General features: G+C 39.4%; 17 protein-coding genes. 5 read left to right on the top strand and 12 right to left on the bottom strand.

The genetic code is table 11. The features are described 5' to 3' along the window. Nucleotides 1–14: 14 nt before the first annotated feature. On the bottom strand, nucleotides 15–527 hold the full coding sequence (locus IEV27_RS16345; RefSeq protein WP_188378571.1) for a sigma-70 family RNA polymerase sigma factor: 513 nt from the start codon (nucleotides 525–527) through the stop codon (nucleotides 15–17). 767 nt (nucleotides 528–1,294) lie between these two features. Here IEV27_RS16345 and IEV27_RS16340 point away from each other — a divergent pair. Then, nucleotides 1,295–1,462: a hypothetical protein gene (locus IEV27_RS16340; protein WP_188378570.1), complete on the top strand. Its 168-nt coding sequence runs from the start codon at nucleotides 1,295–1,297 to the stop codon at nucleotides 1,460–1,462. A 22-nt stretch (nucleotides 1,463–1,484) separates the two neighbouring features. Here IEV27_RS16340 and IEV27_RS16335 read toward each other — a convergent pair whose 3' ends face one another. From IEV27_RS16335 to IEV27_RS16315, 5 genes are all read right to left on the bottom strand, one after another. After that, nucleotides 1,485–2,378: an AEC family transporter gene (locus IEV27_RS16335; RefSeq protein WP_188378569.1), complete on the bottom strand. Its 894-nt coding sequence runs from the start codon at nucleotides 2,376–2,378 to the stop codon at nucleotides 1,485–1,487. A 417-nt stretch (nucleotides 2,379–2,795) separates the two neighbouring features. Further along, nucleotides 2,796–4,448 (bottom strand): sodium:solute symporter family protein, encoded by a 1,653-nt coding sequence (locus IEV27_RS16330; RefSeq protein WP_188378568.1) that lies wholly within the window; start codon nucleotides 4,446–4,448, stop codon nucleotides 2,796–2,798. 15 nt (nucleotides 4,449–4,463) lie between these two features. After that, complete coding sequence (locus tag IEV27_RS16325; RefSeq protein ID WP_188378567.1) at nucleotides 4,464–4,766, bottom strand: DUF4212 domain-containing protein; 303 nt, start codon at nucleotides 4,764–4,766, stop codon at nucleotides 4,464–4,466. A 29-nt stretch (nucleotides 4,767–4,795) separates the two neighbouring features. Then, nucleotides 4,796–4,981 carry a hypothetical protein gene (locus IEV27_RS16320; protein ID WP_188378566.1) on the bottom strand — a complete coding sequence of 62 codons (186 nt, stop codon included), beginning with the start codon at nucleotides 4,979–4,981 and terminating at the stop codon, nucleotides 4,796–4,798. Between the two features lie 166 nt (nucleotides 4,982–5,147). Continuing rightward, on the bottom strand, nucleotides 5,148–6,017 hold the full coding sequence (locus IEV27_RS16315) for an N-acetylglucosamine kinase (RefSeq protein ID WP_188378565.1): 870 nt from the start codon (nucleotides 6,015–6,017) through the stop codon (nucleotides 5,148–5,150). A gap of 119 nt (nucleotides 6,018–6,136) precedes the next feature. Between IEV27_RS16315 and IEV27_RS16310 the strand changes: the two genes are divergently transcribed. Further along, nucleotides 6,137–6,988: a MurR/RpiR family transcriptional regulator gene (locus IEV27_RS16310; protein ID WP_188378564.1), complete on the top strand. Its 852-nt coding sequence runs from the start codon at nucleotides 6,137–6,139 to the stop codon at nucleotides 6,986–6,988. Nucleotides 6,989–7,044: 56 nt separating this feature from the next. Here the strand turns inward: IEV27_RS16310 and IEV27_RS16305 are convergent, their stop codons facing one another. Further along, nucleotides 7,045–10,257 (bottom strand): DUF8508 domain-containing protein, encoded by a 3,213-nt coding sequence (locus tag IEV27_RS16305; protein ID WP_229735394.1) that lies wholly within the window; start codon nucleotides 10,255–10,257, stop codon nucleotides 7,045–7,047. Nucleotides 10,258–10,473: 216 nt separating this feature from the next. Here IEV27_RS16305 and IEV27_RS16300 point away from each other — a divergent pair, with 216 nt between their 5' ends. After that, complete coding sequence (locus IEV27_RS16300; RefSeq protein ID WP_188378563.1) at nucleotides 10,474–11,118, top strand: DsbA family oxidoreductase; 645 nt, start codon at nucleotides 10,474–10,476, stop codon at nucleotides 11,116–11,118. 285 nt (nucleotides 11,119–11,403) lie between these two features. On the opposite strand, the gene IEV27_RS16295 is transcribed toward IEV27_RS16300, so the two are convergent. The 4 genes from IEV27_RS16295 to IEV27_RS16280 all read right to left on the bottom strand — a co-directional run bounded on the left by IEV27_RS16295 (nucleotide 11,404) and on the right by IEV27_RS16280 (nucleotide 17,265). Continuing rightward, nucleotides 11,404–13,356 carry a beta-galactosidase gene (locus IEV27_RS16295; protein ID WP_188378562.1) on the bottom strand — a complete coding sequence of 651 codons (1,953 nt, stop codon included), beginning with the start codon at nucleotides 13,354–13,356 and terminating at the stop codon, nucleotides 11,404–11,406. Between the two features lie 215 nt (nucleotides 13,357–13,571). After that, a complete protein-coding gene (gene galT / locus IEV27_RS16290) occupies nucleotides 13,572–15,083 on the bottom strand; it encodes a UDP-glucose--hexose-1-phosphate uridylyltransferase (RefSeq protein ID WP_188378561.1) in 1,512 nt (503 codons plus the stop codon). Nucleotides 15,084–15,095: 12 nt separating this feature from the next. Next, nucleotides 15,096–16,085, bottom strand: a complete 990-nt coding sequence (galE, locus tag IEV27_RS16285) for a UDP-glucose 4-epimerase GalE (protein WP_188378560.1) — start codon at nucleotides 16,083–16,085, stop codon at nucleotides 15,096–15,098. 1 nt (nucleotide 16,086) lies between these two features. Continuing rightward, nucleotides 16,087–17,265 carry a galactokinase gene (locus IEV27_RS16280; protein WP_373868121.1) on the bottom strand — a complete coding sequence of 393 codons (1,179 nt, stop codon included), beginning with the start codon at nucleotides 17,263–17,265 and terminating at the stop codon, nucleotides 16,087–16,089. Nucleotides 17,266–17,739: 474 nt separating this feature from the next. On the opposite strand from IEV27_RS16280, the gene IEV27_RS16275 reads away from it, so the two are divergent. After that, nucleotides 17,740–18,951: an ROK family transcriptional regulator gene (locus IEV27_RS16275; protein WP_188378558.1), complete on the top strand. Its 1,212-nt coding sequence runs from the start codon at nucleotides 17,740–17,742 to the stop codon at nucleotides 18,949–18,951. Between the two features lie 183 nt (nucleotides 18,952–19,134). Next, entirely contained in the window at nucleotides 19,135–20,628 is a 1,494-nt protein-coding gene (locus IEV27_RS16270) for an esterase/lipase family protein (protein WP_188378557.1), read from the top strand. A gap of 148 nt (nucleotides 20,629–20,776) precedes the next feature. Here the strand turns inward: IEV27_RS16270 and IEV27_RS16265 are convergent, their stop codons facing one another. After that, on the bottom strand, nucleotides 20,777–21,151 hold the full coding sequence (locus IEV27_RS16265) for a hypothetical protein (protein ID WP_188378556.1): 375 nt from the start codon (nucleotides 21,149–21,151) through the stop codon (nucleotides 20,777–20,779). Nucleotides 21,152–21,197: the final 46 nt, after the last annotated feature.

Genomic DNA, 21,197 nt, shown 5'->3' with positions numbered 1-21,197 from the left:
AACCACGTTCTAACTTAAAGTTGGAACGTGGTTTGTTTATTTAGTATAAGACGCAGCTTTTTCCTTGCTTGTCTTCCCCAATTCTTTACTGTATCTTTAGAAACTTTTTCTAGTGAAGCAATTTGGCCTACAGATAGATCATGAATAATAAAATAATAAATCCATTTCCATTGATTTATGTTTAGGTTTTCTTTCACCTGGTCCCACAAATATTGATCAACAATAACATCTTCACTCATGAGGTTTGATAGGGTGGTTTGGGTTTGGAGGAGGAAGGATTGGTGTTGAAGGCGTCTCGCATCTTTCCGAATTTCATCGATGAGGGCGTTACGAACTTTCCAACTAAGGTAGGTAGAAAATTTTCCAACGTCAGGGTCATAAGAGTCGTATGCTCTCCATAATGCTTCTAATCCTATAGCAAAGAAATCACCCGTGGCATCATTGATATGTAAGCTGCGAATGTGGTAATGAATCAATCTTTCATTTTCTAATACAATTCTTTCAAATTCCAAATCATCGACTGACATGAGCAAGCTCCTTTATATGCTAAAAATTATCCTTCATAGGTATAATCGTTAGCAGGAGCTTTTTTGGTGTCACAAAAAGACAAAAAAATTAAAAATTGATCAAAATTCTTATTAAAAATTCATTTTTAGATGAAAAAATGAAATTTTCAGATAAAAATGTTTTCTTTTTTTACTTTTTGCGTAATAATAGGATTGCGCGCAATAATACAATTGAATATTCAATTAGAAAAGAGTTTAGATTGATTGACCATTCTTCTCATTTTTTGTCGTACTATCCTCTTATTTACTACACATTAAAAAAACTACATCTTCCTCCACCCCACGAGGACTATGTTCAAGAAGCTTACTTCATTTATAGAAAATGTTTAGACTCCTACAATCCTTCACTTTGCAGATTCTCTACTTATTTTTCCTATCAATTATCGTATTACTACAAATCTATTATAAGGAAAGCGGCCAAACCAACTAAAGCTTCTCTTCTTCTTTCACATCACGACCCCTTCCTCGACTTTATCTATTGGTATGACATTTACACAAACTATAATCTCACCCCACAGGAAAAACTCTTACTCACTCTTTCTTTAAAGGAGTTCACAATCCCTGAAATTGAACTTCATTTAGGAATCAGTGCTTCTACAATCAAAAGGCTGCGAAAATCAATAAGGCAGAAGCTGCTTCCCCTCACTGATGATGATACGTCTTTTTAAAGTATGTTATGCTGTCGATAGTTCGTAAAATAAGGAAGGAAGATCAGGTTGTTTTATTTAATGTTTGCTTTATTTTTTACAGTGTATTTATTGGCAGGTTACTTCACTCCATTAGAATTTTCTTCTACAGGTGCAGCCCTGTCTGTTGCTTTAATTTTAGCTAATTTGTATATGTTTTTTAAATCAAGAAAAACAGCAAAAGATAAACAAGAAAGCCACAGGAGCTAACTTGTGGCTTTCTTGCAATAAACTATAAAATATTTAACACGATAGGAATCGTAACAACACTTAATAATGTAGTAATTAACGTTATGCTCGATACTAATTCTGGTTTCGAATCAAATTGTACAGCATACATCGTGGTGGTCGCTGCTGAAGGCATTGCCGCTGAAATGATGAGCACGCTAGCCATTAAATCACTCATCGGCAGAATAATCGTCAGCCCCCACGCAATTAATGGAGACCCGACCAACCTTAAGCTAGCTGCATAGCTGATTTTACCCCAATCTAACTGCTTCACTGTAATATTTGCTAGCTGCATACCTAGTAAAATCATAACCGTAGGGATTGTAGCGTCGCCTACCAGTGTTATGCTCGACATAATGTTTTCTGAAACAGGAATATTTGCCAGCTTAGCCGTTAACGCAATTACTACCGCGTAGGTAGGCGGCATCTTTAAGACAGTGGTAATGGCCAGCCTTACTCCTGCAGCCCCTTTCGCAGCATAATACACTCCAAAAAAATTCATCACGATCTGCTGAATAACCATAAAGGAAACAGAATAAACAAATCCCTCTTCCCCAAAAGCAAAAAGAACAATAGGGGCTCCGTAATTGCCCGCATTCATAAAAGCCGTTGATAAAATAAGGCCGCTTTCAGTTGAAGTTGGATGGCCAGCTGCTTTTGCCGCAGCCTTATTAATAAATAAAATGATAAATAATAAAGCAATTGAAAAAATCACCATCATTAAATATTCTTGATTAAATTCTGCATGGTAAAAAGTATCAAACACAAGGCACGGCAGGAGTATGTAAAGTACTACCGTTGAAATCGATTTAATTTCCAATCGAATGAACCTCTGTAATATGTAACCTGCACAAAACACTAAAATGACAGGTAAGACTACTTGAATGAAAATAGTCACGCCGTTTTCCTCCCCTTGAAATTATCGATTCTACTAGTCTATCAAATTTTCAAGAGAAGTGACTAATTAATGTAAAAAAACAGGTTGGGTCAAAACTCAATAAAGCATAAAATAATCCGAACGATTCTGTAGAAATCAGTTCGGATTATTTTATGACTTTTACACCATCGCTCCGTCAAAATACTTCGCTTTCCGTGGGCACGGCCTCAGCTTCCTGTCGCGCTGGGTACCAGGTACCGAAATTCACACTTGGCACTTCACTCTTTTACAGCTTTTAGGAACCTGGTACCCTTATGATCCCTCGCTGAAATAGAGCTGCTCCACTGTTGCGGTATTTTGACTACGCTCATGATCTGCATTTATACGAATGTTCCTTTTTTGTCATCACTGCTTTACTTATGTCTCGACCTCAATTCTCTAATCTTTTAACCATACTTCCCCATTTTTATATTCCATTTGCTCAGGGTAGCGTAAATCCATAACCTCATCTTGTGTTTCTTGGGTCGGAGGTTTTGTGCTCAATGAAACAATGACGTTAGCGATAATTGCTGATGCTGCACCAAAGACACCAGCACCCGTATCAATGATTCCCAGAATTTGAATCCCAAGAGCCTGGGAAAAGAAAATGTAACCTAGCGTGACGGTTAACCCGGTAATCATGCCTGCAATTACACCTGGACCGTTTGCTCTCTTCCACCATACCCCTAGTAATAGGGCTGGGAAAAATGATCCTGAAGCTAATGCAAAGGCCCAAGCTACAATTTGTGTAATTGCTCCTGGCGGGTTTAAAGCTAGTAACCCTGCAGCCACAGTTGCAATAACAATAGAATACCTTCCTACAAGAAGCCGCTTACTCTCAGTAGCCTTAGGATTTATAGAACGATAATAAATATCGTGAGAAAGGGCAGCCGAAATAGCAATCATTAATCCCCCTGCCGTAGATAAGGCTGCAGCCATTGCACCGGCGGCCATCAGGCCAATAACAAACACACCAAGGTTCGCAATTTCAGGTGTTGCCATAACAACAATATCGTTGTGAATTGAAAGCTCTTGCCATTGTAGAATGCCGTCTCCATTTGTATCCGCTACTGACAATTGACCCGTGTTAATCCAAGGCTGTGTCCAAGCAGGTAAATTATCAATTGAGGAATTCGCTACTTCTGTCATAAGAATAAAGCGTGAAAAAGCTGCGTATACAGGTGCTGACAAATAGAGCAAACCAATAAATAAAAGGGCCCATGCACCGCTCCATCGCGCAGCTTTCATCGTAGCTACTGTATAGAAACGAACAATAACGTGAGGAAGTCCAGCTGTACCAGCCATTAACGTAAACATTAGAGCAATAAATTGCCACTTTGTGGCTTCAGTAAACGGCACAACATATTCCGATATTCCTAACTCTTGATCCAGCTCTCTCATGTTGTTTATTACTTCCCCGTAGGACAACCAGGGTGCGGGGTTGGATGTAAGCTGCAGAGACATGAAAATAACCGGTATTAAGTAAGCAACAATAAGAACGATATATTGAGCAACTTGGGTCCAAGTAATACCCTTCATTCCGCCCATGGCTGAGTAAAACGCGATTAGAACAACACCAATGAGCGTGCCCACTGCTGTATTTACTTCTAGCAATCTGCCAATAACTACTCCTGAACCTGACAGCTGACCAACTGAATAAGTGAAACTAATAATAATTGTTGCTACAGCCGCAATTAATCGTGCTGTATTACTACGGTAACGGTCACCAATAAACTCGGGAACCGTATACCTCCCATATTTTCTTAATTGGGGAGCTAATAGAAAGGTTAAGAGTAAATACCCTCCAGTCCATCCCATAATATAAGCTAAACCATCATAGCCAAGAACCATGACTGTTCCAGCCATACCAATGAATGAAGCTGCACTCATCCAGTCCGCTCCAATAGCCATACCATTAAAAATCGGAGGGACACCGCGACTAGCTACATAGAATTCAGATGTTTGTTTAGCTGTATTAAAAATTGCGATGCCTATGTATAAAGCAAACGTTGCCACAATTAGTGACAGCGATACTAAAAACTGTCCATCCACAATCAGTCACTCTCCTTATTGATCCTCAACCTTAGAGTTATCCGCTGATTCAACGTATTCTGGATTGAAGCCAAATTTTTTATCAATTTTATCGCTTATGATTGCATTTATAAATAAAAGTACAATAAACGTGAGGACAGCGCCTTGGGCGCCCATGTAGTAGTGAAAAGGAATTCCAATGACGGTAAAAGACGACAGCGCCTCCGCATTGAAAACAACGACGTAAGACACTAAGACCCCAATGGCTAAGTAAATAACAATCATGGTCGTTCGATATTTAAAATAGGCATCTGCTTTTTTACGGTCGAGTTTTCTCACGTGTTCACCTCCTTTCACTAGATGGTTTCTTATCCTCGTAAATTAAAGATAAACCTGACAGTATCCCAAAACGGCATAGGCACCATTACTATTTTTACGAGAGCGAACCCCATTAAAGAGACGACAGGCAATGCTAGAAAAAGCGGTCGCTTTCGTTTTAAAGCAAATACAACAGATAGAATAGTAATAATCGAAAACAAAACAACTGTAGTCATAATTCCCCTCACTTTGAAAGCGTTATCATTTTTAAGTAAAAAATTTTAAATAATACGAATTTAGTGAATATTATGAATGATATTCATCTAAAATTCAAGATATATGTCAAATTATGAAAAAAGACCCATATTATTTATAGAAAAATAAACAATATGAGACTTTCATTTATTTTTTATGAGCAATGGAATAAGCTCCCATATAAGCAGGTTCTGTAAGCTTATTAATTTCTTTAAATGGAACGCTTAGATGCTTCTTTATAAAAGGGAAGCAATAATTATTAGTTAGTAGAATACTCCCTGCTGTTACAAGCTTTGCTTCTGGGCCTAAATCCATCCATTGATACAACCGTTCAATTTGTCTGACAAGTGCTTCACTGGACGATTTTATGAGATGAATAGCAACTGGATCTTCATCCTCAGCTAATTTACTTACAGATTTAGCAAGGTTTGCAACCTGATTCTTCTCTTGAGAATAAAACCACGCTTTAACTTCAGTTGCGTTGCTGCAGTCAATTTGCTGAAGAATAGAGTGTGTAAAGTGAGGAACAGGATGACTAGATTCTAAAGATTCAAGAACCTTTCGTATCGTCATTCGGCCTAGGTCATAACCTCCCCCTTCATCTCCTAATAGGTGCCCCCAGCCGCCTACCGTATAGATCTTGCCTTTCTTTTTTCCAATATGGATGGATCCCGTTCCGGCAATCGATAAAATACCGTCGCCTTCAGGGATTCCAGCTTCTAATGCAAGCTCTGCATCATTTACTAGAGTTAAATTCTTAATCCCTTTCCACTCCTCAGGGATAGTAAGTTGACCCTTAAGTGTACTATAACCTGCAATACCTATAACGACATGCTCAATATTTTGGTCTGAAGCTTCCCAACACGCTTTTATTACTTCATTAATATGTACTATTGCTTGGCCCTCGTTAATGAGCGGATTACCGTATCCAGATTGGAAAGTAGCAACTACCTCCTTCTCCTTGCTAATCAATGCTCCTTTTGTAGATGTTCCTCCGGCATCAATACCTATGATCATCGTACTTCCTCCTCAGCAGAAATGAATTTCAGAGTATTGTAAAAAATATTGAAATTTAATTTCATTATAGCATATAATTAATATAAGATAAGTGTAGTAGTTTGAGGAGGCTATCATTCATGTCCTATATATCAGGTGGTCTATCTATGCTTAAAAGCGTAGAACAATCACTCCCTGCATCTGAAAAGAAAATCGCTCAATATATTTTATCGTCCCCTGAATCTGTTATAACGATGACAGTTAAAGAGCTGTCTGAAAAAAGCAGCACGAGTTCTGCAGCCGTTATTCGTTTATGTAAATCTTTAGATTTAAAGGGATTTCAAGAGTTGAAAATGCGAATTGCCGGGGACGTACAAAAACCGTCAACATTAGAGTATCGTGATATTGATAAGGGAGAATCCTCGCATCATATTATCGAACAAATGACTCACAATGGCATTCAAATGTTAAAAGAAACCGATGAAATGCTGCGACGAGAAGATGTAGATCAAGCAGTCAATGAAATACACCATGCAGGCGCTGTACACATCTTCGGTGTGGGAGCTTCAGGATTGGTAGCGTATGATGCTCAACAAAAATTTTTACGGGCTGGACGCTATGCATTCTATTTACAGGATTCTCACCTTTCCTATACTTCACTCTCTAATGCTTCCTCAACAGATGTGGCCATTGTTATATCATTCTCTGGAGAAACAAAAGAAGCCGTTCAATTTATGAAGCTGGCAAAAAAGAACAACGTAAAGACGATCAGCATTACGAAATATGGATCATCCACTTTATCTCAAATGGCTGATATCCCCTTATACACATCTGCTACAGAAGAAGCCATGATACGAAGTGCAGCCACTTCTTCCCGTCTAGCCCAGCTGCATGTAATTGATGTTCTATTCATGACTTATGTATCCAATTACTATGATGAAGTGATTGAATCACTAGACCGATCTCGAGCAGCCATCGATCATAAACAGTAGATTATATTATTACTAAACCCCTGCTGTTTATCATAATCAGCAGGGGGTTTCTTTATCTATTCATGGTGCTTTTTATGACCTTCACCTTTTCCTTTATCGTGTCCTTTTCCCTTCCCTTTATCATGGCCTTTTGCCTTACCATTGTTCCCTTTATCATTGTTGTTTTCTTCGTCATTGTCTTCGTCTAGCACAGTGCTAATTTGAGCGACTACTGGATCGTGGTCACTAGCACGACCTGTCACTTCTGAAAAATCAGCATTAATATGCACTGCATCTATTTGCGACCGTTCTTCTAAATAGTCGCTCACTAAAATATGGTCAAGCGTTTGCGAATTACCTTGGTAGATATAAGAATATCGTTCCTCATCAGGCAAGTTTTCCATTAGGTTGGAAAGCTCATCTCCCTTTAAAGTTTGTAAAGGATTAGAGAATTCAAAGTCATTCAAGTCACCCATGACAACTACATTTGCATCCTCTACTTCAGATTCTGCATCTTGTACAAAGTCGTTAATTACTTCGGCTTGCTGTACCCGCTGTTCTTCACTCCCAAGCTCCACGGGATGGCTGGCACCAAATAAAGCATCGTCGCCTCCTTTTGAATTAAAGTGATTGTTAACTACTATGAACGTTTCTCCATTAAATTCGAATTCTGCTGCTAATGATTTTCTGGAGTCTTCAAATGCTTCATTTTCTGGATCAATACGGCCAGGGTTGTGAGATAAACCATCCTCGTCAACACTAACTGCTGTTGTTGCATCTCCTGAAGGCTTGTCTGTCAGGGATACTCGCTCGGGGTTATAGATATAGCCGACACGAATGTTACCGCCTGGCTGACCACCATCTACTTTGTCTTCAGGTGATATATCTGTGTATTCATAGCTAGGGCCACCTGCATTTTTAATTGATTCAATCACCGCTTCATAACTTTCATCTGCTTCCACCGTTCCATCGTCAGTAGGGCCATTGTTATCTTGAACTTCTACGAGACCAACAATATCAGGAGCATTCATGTTATTAGCGATTTGATCACCAATTCTCTCTGCTTTTTCAGCATCTGTTTCAGCAGAGAAGTTTTCCATGTTATACGTCCCAACTGATAGTTCATCCTCTGTTCCTTCTAACTCTGTAACCTGTGGCTCCGTGTCTCCATCAATAAGCTCAGGAAAATCGCCGGTTGGGCCAATCTTGAAATTACTATAATCGTAACTCACGACTCCAGTTGCAGTACCGTCAACTTTGTCACCTGTAACGGCCTCAAGGTCTAAACCATCCACATCGAACATAATTCTCTCCGGATTATAGTCTTCTGGTGAAATCAGCAATCCATCCGCCTGAGTTTTTTTCTGATCTTCACTTGTATCGGCATACACAGATAGCTCATCATAGCTAATTGGCGCAGATACCGTAGGATCCTCAAGCGCAATTAACATGCCTTCGAGACTTTCATAAAAGTCCAATCCATCTTCTTCTGGATCAAAAGATTCCATTCCATCATCTTCAATCGTTTCCGTTGGCTGCTCACGGTCCTCCCCAATGACAACAGGTTCAGGAAGATCGTTACCTGAGGATTGAACGTTTACATCTGAAGCTGTAATTTGTGTGGTTAATAAATCATCTGCATCAGAGTATCCTTCTTCTCTCCATTCTGTTACTTCGCCTCCAACATTTACCTCGTCACCTGTTTCAACCTCAGTAGAGCGATCATAAACATAAATACCTTCTGAAGTAGCTATATTCTCATCTGGATTTGTAGACTGCATATAAAATCCATTTGAACCATCAAGCTTTGTGACCACACCGCTAACACCTTCAACCACTTCACCTTCATACGGTGAGGTGTGATCCGCTCCTTGAATATCATGAATTTCAACCTCATCCACAGGGGTAAGAACTTCGTAATCAAATACAGCCACTGGACTAATGTCTCCATTATCGCGCACGGCTACAGCTTGAATCGATGTATCTTCTTCAATTGTAATCGGCTCTTCGTATGTTTGACTATTCGCATCTGGCTCTGATCCATCCGTTGTGAAATGGATAGCAGCCCCTTCTTCAGCTGTATTCAGCTCTACTTCTCCACCTTCAACGATCGTTCCAGACTGAGGATTCGCTGTCACAGCAAAAACAACCTCTACAACGTCGCTTTCGTTACGAGGAACTAGCTTATACTCATCAAAACTATAGTTAACTACACCTGTTATACGTTCATAAGTTTCACCAACTTCAAGCAAGCTTTCCTCCTCTGGAGTAATGACAAATTCTCCATTCCCATCTTCTACCGTAAAATCGCCGTACCTATTTTTGGATAAAACTTCGACGTCTTCAACTTTCACAAATTCTCCTTCTATCGATTCTCCTTGATCCTCTGCAAATTGACTAGAATTAACGTGTTCAGGATCGGGGACGCCAACACCAGCGTCTGTCACTTCCACATTAGAAGAAGAAGAAAGAATTTGCTGCATACCATAGTAATCTGAGAATTCGCCTGTTGCTGTTATTTTATCGCCAACGTTAACTGGATGGCCGGGCACTCTTACGATGATGCCTGCACTATCGTCTTGGATATAAAAATTGGTTTGTCCACCGGTTTCAAAAGCAGCCGTAACTGTACCTTCTACTTTTACTGTGGAGCCTGGTTCTTCTCCTCTAGCCTCTTCAATCGATTGTATGTCCACCGGTTCAGATTCCGGCATATCGTAGGTTCCTAAATAATCGAACGTATTTGAGGCATAGCTGTCCCACTCACTGTCTACTGAAAATTCATCTTCAGGATTTGTATCTCCTGTCTCAACTTCCTGCTGACGGATGAGCGTGACATCACTGCCAAAGTTATCTTCACTTCCAATTTGACCAATCGAATCGACGACTTCCCCATTCTTCTTAAGAACCAACGGATCATTTCCATTAAAATTGATCGCCGAATTGTTCGTAGCATCAGCTACGTCTAAGATTCCCTCTTCAGCCCGACTATTAGCTGCCACGAATACTTCTCCGCTCTCAAGCGTTCCTTCCATATCAAAGCTGCCTGTAGCTTCGGTTGAACCATTTGCATACATTTCAATTTCATAGTCCGTTAGATCCACTTCATCACTCGTACCATTATAAATTTCAACAGCCTTATTATAGCTGCTCCCTTCTATGTATTCAGAAAAAAATAATTCATCAGTTTGACTGTGTGACTCTGCTTGTGCTGTGGGAATAGCACTCGAAAAAGGACTTAAAGCTAGTACAGCGACCATGCTTGTTATAACTGCTTTCTTTTTCAGCATTAAACTCCTCCTAGAAAATTTAGTAAGATACGTTCCCCACAAGTATAAAATAAATTACACAAATAACTATTGTAAAATTATAAAAATTACAAATTCATACATTTTTCGTGTGTAATTGTTACTAATTCACCCAATAATTAACTGGATTTTCCCGATTCAAAACTTTCGCTTTCTTACAATTTACCTATTAAACTAAAAAGCAGGTGGTGAATGAATATGAAAATAGAAATTTGGTCTGACTATGTTTGCCCTTTTTGCTACATTGGTAAGCGGCGATTAGAGCAAGCGCTCGAGAATTTATCTTTAAATACAGAGATTGAGATTGATTATAAGAGTTTTGAACTTGATCCTGAAGCGCCGATGAATACTGGACTTACGATTGAAGAAAAACTAGCTCATAAATATGGCAAAAGTATAGAAGAAGCGAAAGAAATGCCAAAAAATATGTCTCAACAAGCCATTGAAGCTGGACTAAATTTTCAATTGAATCATATGATTCCAACGAATACGTTTAAGGCTCATATGGTGGCAAAACTTGCAGAAAAACGTGGATTAAAAAATGAATTAACAGAGAAATTGTTCCAATCCGTTTTTACAAGTGGAAAAGATATTGGAGATACGAAAACTCTTTTAGAAATCGCTGGCGAGGTGGGACTAGAGGCTGACGAGGTTCTAGAAGTATTAACAAATAACACTTATGGTGAAACAGTTCGCCAAGAAGAAGCGGAAGCTTATGAAATTGGCGTTCAAGGTGTCCCTTTTTATGTCATTAATCGAAAGTATGCTATTTCTGGAGCTCAGCCGCCAGAAGTCTTTGTGAAAAGCTTGAAAAAAGTTATAGAAGGAGAACATTCTTCTTAAGCTTAAATTTTACAGAAAAAAAGCGATCACTCGATTTTCAGTGATCGCTTTTCCTTAACGTAAACGTGCTTAACTCTAGCAGTGTTCCTTGCACAAGCTTCTTTTTCTGGTATGATTCCAGGAATTTGTTTAGGCTTTCTATCTTTATCTACCAGCGACCATCATTAAAAAGAATCCGAGGTCATCACTTTATTAGCCTGCAGTAAATCATCAGCACATACGTAAGAAATTAATCTAAACGTCAACACAAATAAAAACCGCTCTTATAGAAAGAGCGGTTGAAAATTATTTTTTTATTAACTTACTCGCGAAGGGCTGGAGTTCTTCACCATCATAATGTTGTACTGTCGCGTTATGATTCATAACAAAAGTATATCTTTCCTCGTCTACTACCCTTTCATATACCTCTACGTTTTCGGGAGTTTCAACAAAAGCAACGCCATGAGAAGAAAGTATATTTTTTGCGATTCGATCGAGTGGTTCTTCATTTAACCCACCACCGATGTAGTAGACCGTCCCTTGGCCCACATTATTTTCAGTAACCGCAGCATATTGATTATAGAATTCATCACTGTACTCATATAAAACATCAGCCTCTTCTGGTACAAGAAGATCCCGCCATACTGAAATCTCACCAGGTGTATTAACAAATTCGCCTTTTCCAGTTAACTTTAGTTGATGAGCTTCAGTGAGTGATTCGATCTCTTCTACACGTGCTCCAATAATTTTACGAACAGGTCCCGGTAATCTCTCACCTAAGCGTAAATTATTATTTCTGTCTTTTAATCCAGTTCGATAAGAGAAGATGACCGTACCGCCTGTTTCAGCAAATTGCTCAAGCTTTTGAGCAAGCTGACGATCAAGTACTTGCATCACAGGAACAACCACCACCTTGTAATCGGACAACTCACGGTGGGAAGGAATGACGTCAATAGGAGTGTTTAATTTATAAAATGGCCGATACAACCGGAGTAACTCTTCATTAAAATCAAATCCCTTACTTTGCACTTGTCCATTCCATGACCAAATATTATCGTAATCATAAAGGACCGCAACTTCAGCCTCAATAGGAGATTGAAGGACATGGTCATATTCTTTTATCTCGTTAAATAAGGATTGTACTTCTTTATATTTTCGACCGTAGTGGTTATCATGATCCACTACACCGTAGCAAAATTGTTCTGCCCCTTTCGTCATTCCACGCCAGCGGAAATAGAGCATATCGGAGCAGCCGTGGGCAAATGCTTGGTAAGACCACATTTTTGCTTGATTGGGTCTTGGCAGGTAACCAATAACATCATGACCTTGAGCTCCCATAAGCTCTTCAACAATCCAATAATTCTGGTTCAGCAGGCCACGGTTAAAATCATGCGTCATAGCGATGGCAGCTGGCTCAATCGGCTGTTCCAAACCTCCCCAGACTGGGTAATTATCATAAGAAACGAAGTCCATCTTTTTGACATTTTCTTCGTGGTCAAAAGATTTATCAAAGAAACCTCCAGAAACATTCGTCGTGACCGTTTGATGTTCTCCTTTTACTTCACGAACGATCTCTGTCATTTCGTGTGTAAATGAGTTAAGAGAGTGTGATCTAAAGCGAGCCCAGTCCAGCTTTAATGTTGGATTATGAGTAGTTATTGTAAGCTTAGGTACAGGTATTTCATTAAAATCATTGTACGTCTGCCCCCAAAAAATCGTTCCCCACGTTTCATTTAGAGTATCAATCGATTTATATTTATGCTTCAGAAACTCTTGAAATTTTTCATGACATTTTTCGCAATAGCATTGGTCACTGCCTTCATGACCAAATTCATTATCAATTTGCCAGGATACGATAGCTGGTTCATCTGAATAGTGCTCAGCTAACCGCTTCGTAATCGTTCGAGCGTATTTACGATATACTTCAGAATTAAAGCAATACTGACGTCTCCCTCCAAAAACACGGACTTGGCCGTTTTCATTTTCAGATAAAATGGATGGATGCTGGTGCGCGAGCCAAGCTGGAAAAGTAGCTGTAGGTGTTCCAAACATGACTTTTAAACCGTGTTCTTTTAATTCGCTAATTACGGAATCAAAATAAGAAAAATCAAACTTTCCTTCTTCCGGCTCCATTAGATGCCAAGCAAATTCACCGATTCTTACAATATTTGCTCCTAGGTCTTTAATTCCTTTAATATCCTCTGTGATCATCTCGTCAGGCCAGTGTTCTGGATAATAATCTACTCCAAGGTAGGGCATTTATACTCCTCCAATCTTTAAATCTAATTTCCAATAGTACTCCCAATATCCAGGGTTTTGGACGCTTTCCCTTTCGTAGGCGCCTTACATGGAGGGTGCACTAATACTCTGCTTCCTTACCATAAAAACTCGCTGCCTCACCACCCTAGAAGGGAAAATGGTCATGCGTTCGACATCATTCTCTCATTCCATTGCGCAAGCACTTATTCTCCTCTCTATAATTGATGTATAAAACGCCTAAAAGCCTCCGCACCCTCAGCATCTCTTTTAAACACCCCAGCATGTTCCAGGACAGTAGAAAACGTACGGCCAATTTCATCATTTAATTGCTCTCTTATATCTTGAGGTGAAGAAGATAGATGACGAGCTGCAATCCCTTTTGCCCACGTGACATGTTTTGACGTGCGTTCGTCCTTTTGCGCTTTCTCCCAATCTCCGTGGGAAAGATAAGAAGCAAGCATATCCATCTCCTCTTTAAGCCGCCCTGGTAAGACAGCTAGTCCCATCACTTCTATAAGTCCTATATTTTCTTTTTTAATATGATGAACTTCTTCATGAGGATGAAAGATACCGTATGGATGCTCTTCACTCGTACGGTTATTTCTTAGCACAAGATCTAACTCAAATTTTCCATCTCTAAATCGTGCAATCGGTGTAATCGTATTATGAGGTGTACCATCAGTAGCTTCAAATACTCCTACACTCTCATCTCGGTATTTTTTCCAAGAATCTAAAGTATGGCTGGCTAATTCAACGAGTTGCTGCTTATTCTTTCCTCGCAAGCGTAGAACGGACATTGGCCACTTTACAATTCCTGCTTCTACATCCTTAAAACCTTTCACTTCAAAAACATCTTCCATAGGCGCTTTAGCCATAGGGAATTCGTGACTGCCTCCCTGGAAATGATCATGACTCAAAATAGATCCTCCTACTATTGGCAAGTCCGCGTTTGAGCCTACAAAATAGTGAGGATACTGCTCAGTAAATTCCAAGAGTCTTTGGAACCCATCTTTTGAAATTTTCATTGGGCGATGCTCTCTCGAAAATACGATGGCGTGTTCTTTATAATATACATAAGGTGAAAATTGCATAAACCAGTTTTCTTCAGTAAGTTTAATAGGAATTATTCTATGGTTATCTCGAGCTGGGTGATCCATCCGTCCAGGATAACCAACATTTTCCTTACAAAGTAAACAAGAAGGATAATTACTCGTTTGATTGGATTTCGCAGCCGCAATGGCCTTAGGGTCTTTTTCAGGCTTTGATAAATTAATGGTGATCTCCAGATTTCCATACTCTGTTTCACTATACCAGTGTACATTTTGTGCAATTCTATCCGTACGAATGTAATGTACGTCTTTTGATAATTGATAAAAATGCTCTGTAGCTTTTATCGGCCCGCTCGTTTCATAGGTTTGATAAAAACTCTTTATAACTTCTGACGGTCTAGGGGTCAAAACCTCCATAATTTTTGCATCAAATAAATCTCGTTCAGTAACCGATTCTCCATCGATCATTCCAGAATCTGCAGCATACTCAAGCATCTTCTGTAAGGTAGGAACGGGAGAGGTTATGGTTTCACTGAGACTCCTGCTCGGCATTTCTCCATCAAGGGAAAACAACCTGAAATATGAATTTCGCACATAGTCTACGTCCCAAACTGAGAGTAACCCTTTTTGGAGCCCATAAGATACGAGCCGATCAATCTCTTGATAAATTGTTTCCATCTGTACCACTCCCTACTTTTTATATCCTTGAGGATGATCTTGAAACCATTCCCACGCATGAGCGATCATCGTTGCAATATCTGGAAATTGCGGAGCCCACCCTAACTCTTCCATCGCCTTGGCAGAAGAAGCCACTAATTGAGCAGGATCTCCTGGGCGACGGGGCGCAACCTCTGCAGGAATTTCATGATTTGTCACTTTCCTGGCCGCTTCAATCATTTCTTGTACCGTAAATCCCTTCCCATTTCCTAGGTTGTAAATAGAGCTTTGCCCGGTATTTTGTACTTTTCTTATAGCTAACAAATGTGCATCTACTAAATCGCTGACATGGATATAATCACGAATGCACGTTCCATCTTTCGTATCGTAATCATTTCCAAATATATATATTTTGTCGCGCTTCCCTAAAGGCACTTGTAATATTAAAGGAATAAGGTGTGTTTCTGGTCGATGGTCTTCACCTACTCTGCCTTCTGGATCTGCGCCCGCTACGTTAAAATAGCGTAAGACCACATACTTTATACCATGAGCTTCATCCGCCCATTTCAGCATTTTCTCAATAGCTAACTTCGTTTCTCCATATGGATTAGTCGGCACCGTTGGATCTTCTTCCAGTATAGGAACCTGGTCCGGCTCTCCATATGTGGCAGCTGTTGAGGAAAAGACGATATTTTTCACCTTAAATTCAGCCATTACTTTTAGAAGCGATATGGCTCCGCTGACATTGTTGTCATAATACTTTAGAGGGTTCTCTACACTTTCACCTACAAGTGAATCCGCAGCAAAGTGGATGACTGAATCAATGGATTCCTTCTCAAATACTTCTCGTAGAAAAGATTCATCACGTAAATCCCCTTCATAAAAAGCCGCATCTTTTAAAACCGCATCTCTATGACCTGTTTGCAAATTATCGACGACTACAACTTCTTCTTGTTGGTCAAGGAGCTTTGCTACAGCATGACTCCCTATGAAACCAGCCCCGCCACAAACCAGCACACTCATATTACCCCTGCCTTTCTGCTAACGGTTTTGCACCGTCGCCTACATTTACTACATAAAACTCGGCTTCTAATCCAGTCTTTTCGGTATACTCTTTACTTACTCGATCAGTAAATGTTTCTACTTTATCTTCAGGAACAATACTTATCGTACAACCTCCAAAACCTGCACCGGTCATTCTTGAGCCTATTGCTCCTTCATTCCATGCTGCTTCTACTAGTGCATCTAGCTCTTTTCCAGTGACTTCATAATCATCACGCAAGGAACGGTGTGATTCATTCATTAACTGACCAAAGGCTTCAATATCCCCATCGTTTAGTTTTTCCACAGCCATTAATGTACGATTATTCTCGTAAACAGCATGCCGTGCTCGTTTCTTTACAATAGAATCTTTAATAAGATGAGCATATTGATCAAATGCTTCATTCGTTAAATCACCTAATGTTTCAATATCCAATTCTTGTTTTAAAAGCCTTAACGCTTCTTCACATTCACTACGACGCTCGTTGTATTTAGAATCAGCAAGACCTCTTCTCTTGTTCGTGTTCGCAATTACTAGAATAAGTCCATCCATCTTCAATGGGGTTTGCTCATACTCTAGTGTGTCACAGTTTAACAAGATGGCATGATCACGCTTCCCCGCAGCTATGGAAAATTGATCCATAATCCCACAATTCACACCCACAAATTCATTTTCAGCACGCTGTGTCAGTTTAATAAGTTCTATCATACTAACTTTCAAATCGAATAACTCTTTTAACATGACAGCTGTAAGTACTTCTATGGAAGCAGAAGATGACAAACCAGCACCATTAGGGATGTTTCCATAGAAAGCCACGTCAAAACCTGAATCGATTTCATAACCTTCTTTTTGAAAAATTGCCGTTACCCCAAGAGGATAATTGCTCCACTCTCTCTCTTTAGCATATTGCAAATTCTCCTTATCTGCTTCAATAACTCCTACATCAGGGAAATTCATCGAATAAAGACGAATTTTTTGATCGTTTCTTTTTCGAGCTAACGCATAAGTTCCCACGCTTAATGCACAAGGAAATACATGACCGCCGTTATAATCGGTATGTTCACCGATTAGATTAACTCTACCCGGCGCAAAAAAAGCTTGTGGCTCTCCTCCCTCTTCCATATATTGATTAAATGCTTGCTTTAATTGATCCAAATCTATCACCTCTTATTTTTATTTATAGATGTAACTATCCGCTTACCGGAAGTTGTTCCTCTTCACTTCCAAATAAACTTTGTTAATTAATTTAATTTACTTAATGTTATCATAAAAAAAACACTCTGTCTTTTCTTTATCGAATAAATCTAAAAATTCTCCCCTTCCTCCTAAGAAATAAGACTCACTTACATGATTTAATCTGGAGCAATAGTAGATGATACTATTCAGTTGCTTATTGCTTTGTTACACTTTTAACCTCAGGCATAAGTGCATTGCATGTTCCGCGTAGAAAACCTTGTCTAACGATCTCCATTAGTTGAGCAGCCGCGACTTTTTTAGAAGGACCAACAATTCTTCTAAATGATACATAATTTATCTTCTATATCTTATACTGATTAGGAAAAAATCATTTGTAAAGTTATTTAATTAACTATTGTGATATGATGTGGAAAAGAGTAAAAACTTGGAGGAGATCCTATGAACACAAAGTATACGAGGGGAAGCTTTCAATTAATGAAGTCAATTAATCGGGCCATGATCTTAAATATGATCAGAGTAGACGGGCCTATTTCTCGAGCAGATATCGCCAAAAATACTCAATTAACTCCTCCAACTGTCAGTAACATTGTTAAAGAACTGATTGACACAGAATTCGTTGTAGAAACGACACAGGGGAAGTCCAAAGGAGGCCGAAAACCTACCCTCCTCGCGATTAATGCCAATCGTTTTTATATCTTAGGGGTAGATGTAGGACGTTATAAATTGAATATGGTCGTCACTAATTTATATGGGGAAATTCAACAAACGTTTGAAGTACCTATCAAAGAACGTCCTAATCAAGATGATATTATTAACACAATGAAGGAAGGAATTCATCAAGTATTTGATCCGGCAGATTTACCGCAAAAGAAATTTATTGGCATCGGCATTGGGATGCATGGGATTGTCGATACAGAGAATGGAATTTCATTATTCGCCCCTTCCTTTCATTTGCATAACATTCCCATTAAAGAACATTTGGAAAAAGAATTTAATATGATCGTAAAAGTAGAAAACGATGCTAGAACGATGACGTTAGGTGAATCCTGGTTTGGTAACGGAAATGATGCTGACAATATAGTTGGTGTAAACGTTGGACACGGGATCGGTGCTGGTTTAATGATTAAAGGTCAGCTGTTTCACGGGGAAAACAGTCTTGCTGGAGAGATTGGACACGTAACAATCGACCTATCAGGACCTAAATGTACGTGTGGAAATTATGGGTGCCTTCAAACGCTAGCTGCCGGCCCTGCTATAGCTGAACGTGCAATAAAGGAGCTAAAAGCTGGGAAACCATCCCTTGTCAGGGACATCGTGAATGGTCAATTAGAGAAGATTGATGGAGCTGTTGTTTATGAAGCGGCTAAGCAAGGCGATGAATTTTGTATAGACTTGCTTAATCAGACGGGAAGGTATTTAGGAATAGGATTAACGAATTTAATCCACACGTTAAACCCGAAGCGAATTATTATTGGTGGAGGAGTAGCTAAGGCTGAAGAGTTTTTAATGAAAGGGATTGAGGAAACCATCCTTTCCCGTGGATTAACGGCACACGCTAAGGAAACACCTATCGTACGGTCTAAACTAGGAGATCATGCTTCTGCAATTGGCGCTTGTGTTCTTATACTAGAAGAGTTTTTCTCTAGATAATCATGGCTGGTCAATACAGTCCTGAAGTCATTCCTTTAGTAAAGGAGCTTCAGGACTTTTTGCTTACTCCCAGCTATTCTTCCTAGTTCGAAGGATTACTTTTGGCTTGGAAGCCTTTACATATTTTTGAAGATAGCGATAATAAAGGAGAAGCAATCAATTTTATAATGAAAGGGGAATGTTATGAAAAGAATTGGAGTGGTGCTTATGGTTCTCTCTCTCGTCCTTCCCTTACAAGTCCACGCAGGTAAATTTGGAAAAGGTGATGCTTCAGGTACACCAGGTCAGTGGTACGAAGGTTTACCTCCCTCTTATGTAGATCCTGCAAAATCTCCAGTTGTATTTATCCACGGATTAAACAGCTCTTCTCATACGTGGTGGGAAGAAAACGATATGTATGATATGGCGTATCAGAATGGATTTGAAACGGCATTTGTCGACTTATATCCCACCAATAATATGTGGGACAACGGCCGCCTTTTAGCTGAGAAGCTGGAAGAGATTTACCACCACTTCGGTGAAAAGCTTGTCATTGTCGGCCATAGTAAAGGTGGTATTGATACCCAATCGGCTCTTGTTCACTACGGAGCTTCCTCATTTGTCGATCGCGTCATCACTCTCTCTTCTCCACATCAAGGGTCAGAATTAGCAAATTTAGCTTATAGCAGCTGGGCAGGTTGGCTGGCTGACATTATTGGGGGCAAAAATGAGGCCACCTACTCTCTTCAAACTGGCTATATGGATTATTTTCGCCAACAAACAGATGTTCATTCTTATACTCCTATTTACACGCTTGCTGGGACAAGTTGGGGATCATTTGGCTCATCATTGTACTGGGGCGGCCTTTATCTTAGTAGTTACGGAGCAAATGATGGAGCAGTAACTGTTAAAAGCTCAACGTTACCTTATAGTACTGAATTACAGGTAGGTAATTGGAATCATTCAGAAATTCGTACAGGTCGTTCGACGTTTAGCCATTTTTCAGACTATCTTTATGAAACAACTGAAGACCTTCAAGCTAAAAATGTTTCAACCTTCAAAAATGAAGACTATCTTTCTGCTGAGGCTTATTTAAGAGGTGGTCATTACAAGGGAAAAACAATAGAAACATTTTCCGTGGAAGAAAGCGCTGAAGAGATAACCATTAATTGGATAAGCGATCAAAAAGATACCAATTTTACACTTACTGACCCTGACGGAAGCAAATGGTCTTCCTTCGATACAAAACCAGATGAAACAATCGTTTTTGAAGGCAGTTATCATCATACATTAACAGTGGATAGCCCAGCCGCTGGGCAATGGAAAATAGAGGCTTTTTCACATAATGAAAACTACTTGTTAGCCGTACAGTTTGATAGTTTGTTAAATGAAGCTTTTAACCTCGAAGTAGATCGTGATCTAGAAGTCTCTTTTTCTAAAAAAACCCCTGCTCAAGCCATGGATGGAAAGAATGTAAAAAGTATAATTAACCTCGAATACTATAAGAATGGTAAACAGAAATCCAGGAGAGTAAAGTGGGATGATTTAGACGGAACCTCATCGAAGAAACTTGCTAACCTTGGAGAAGGTGTATACAATCTTACCATTGATTTAGAGGGAAAAACGCAAAATAAGAACTTTAACCGAACAATTGTCACTTCCGTGTATGTGGATGGAAGCGGACGAGTCATCAAGTAAATTAGAAGAGGCCGGGCAGGGCCTCTTCTTCCTCTTGCGCACCGGGTACCAGGTACCGAAATTCACACTTGGCACTTCGCTCTTTTACAGCTTTTCGGTACCTGATACCCTTATGCTCCCTGTCCCAGCCTGTTTAAGCTAGAGAAAACTAACGTATCCACTTGTAAAAACCTTTAATCATTAAATAAATCACACAAAAAGCCAAAAATCCTAATACACTGTAAGCAGCATCAGCAAATTCCATATTTCCAGCCCCTGTGATCCTTTGTTGAATTTCAACAGCAAATACAAATACAAGCACCATCGCAAAAGTAAATAAAAAGGAAATAGCTGTTATGCTCCATTTAGATAAGGAGTGGAACAATAGATCAACGAGAAGCAACCCAAAAACACCTAAAATACCAATCACCCAAAAATGTAGTTCTTTATCCGTTAAATTTAATCCTAACTCATTAGAAATTTTCCATATCACTTCATGAAATAAATTAACCACTTCAGCTAAAAGTAAAATTACTTCTTTCAAAATAAACACCTTACCTTTTTTAAAACTAGCTATTATTCTATCACAC

Source organism: Halobacillus andaensis, from assembly GCF_014636475.1.
Taxonomy (GTDB): domain Bacteria; phylum Bacillota; class Bacilli; order Bacillales; family Halobacillaceae; genus Halobacillus_A; species Halobacillus_A andaensis.
Note: the sequence above shows the minus strand (reverse complement) of the source record. Positions and strands in the feature narration are given on the sequence as shown.

What these genes read in the sequence shown, in the direction of transcription:
- IEV27_RS16345 (WP_188378571.1), bottom strand. Translation starts at nt 527, where the DNA reads ATGTCAGTCGATGATTTGGAATTTGAAAGAATTGTATTAGAAAATGAA.
- galT (WP_188378561.1), bottom strand. Translation starts at nt 15,083, where the DNA reads ATGGAAACAATTTATCAAGAGATTGATCGGCTCGTATCTTATGGGCTC.
- IEV27_RS16270 (WP_188378557.1), top strand. Translation starts at nt 19,135, where the DNA reads ATGAAAAGAATTGGAGTGGTGCTTATGGTTCTCTCTCTCGTCCTTCCC.
- IEV27_RS16310 (WP_188378564.1), top strand. Translation starts at nt 6,137, where the DNA reads ATGTCCTATATATCAGGTGGTCTATCTATGCTTAAAAGCGTAGAACAA.
- IEV27_RS16305 (WP_229735394.1), bottom strand. Translation starts at nt 10,257, where the DNA reads ATGCTGAAAAAGAAAGCAGTTATAACAAGCATGGTCGCTGTACTAGCT.
- IEV27_RS16300 (WP_188378563.1), top strand. Translation starts at nt 10,474, where the DNA reads ATGAAAATAGAAATTTGGTCTGACTATGTTTGCCCTTTTTGCTACATT.
- IEV27_RS16315 (WP_188378565.1), bottom strand. Translation starts at nt 6,017, where the DNA reads ATGATCATAGGTATTGATGCCGGAGGAACATCTACAAAAGGAGCATTG.
- IEV27_RS16275 (WP_188378558.1), top strand. Translation starts at nt 17,740, where the DNA reads ATGAACACAAAGTATACGAGGGGAAGCTTTCAATTAATGAAGTCAATT.
- IEV27_RS16320 (WP_188378566.1), bottom strand. Translation starts at nt 4,981, where the DNA reads ATGACTACAGTTGTTTTGTTTTCGATTATTACTATTCTATCTGTTGTA.
- galE (WP_188378560.1), bottom strand. Translation starts at nt 16,085, where the DNA reads ATGAGTGTGCTGGTTTGTGGCGGGGCTGGTTTCATAGGGAGTCATGCT.
- IEV27_RS16295 (WP_188378562.1), bottom strand. Translation starts at nt 13,356, where the DNA reads ATGCCCTACCTTGGAGTAGATTATTATCCAGAACACTGGCCTGACGAG.
- IEV27_RS16340 (WP_188378570.1), top strand. Translation starts at nt 1,295, where the DNA reads ATGTTTGCTTTATTTTTTACAGTGTATTTATTGGCAGGTTACTTCACT.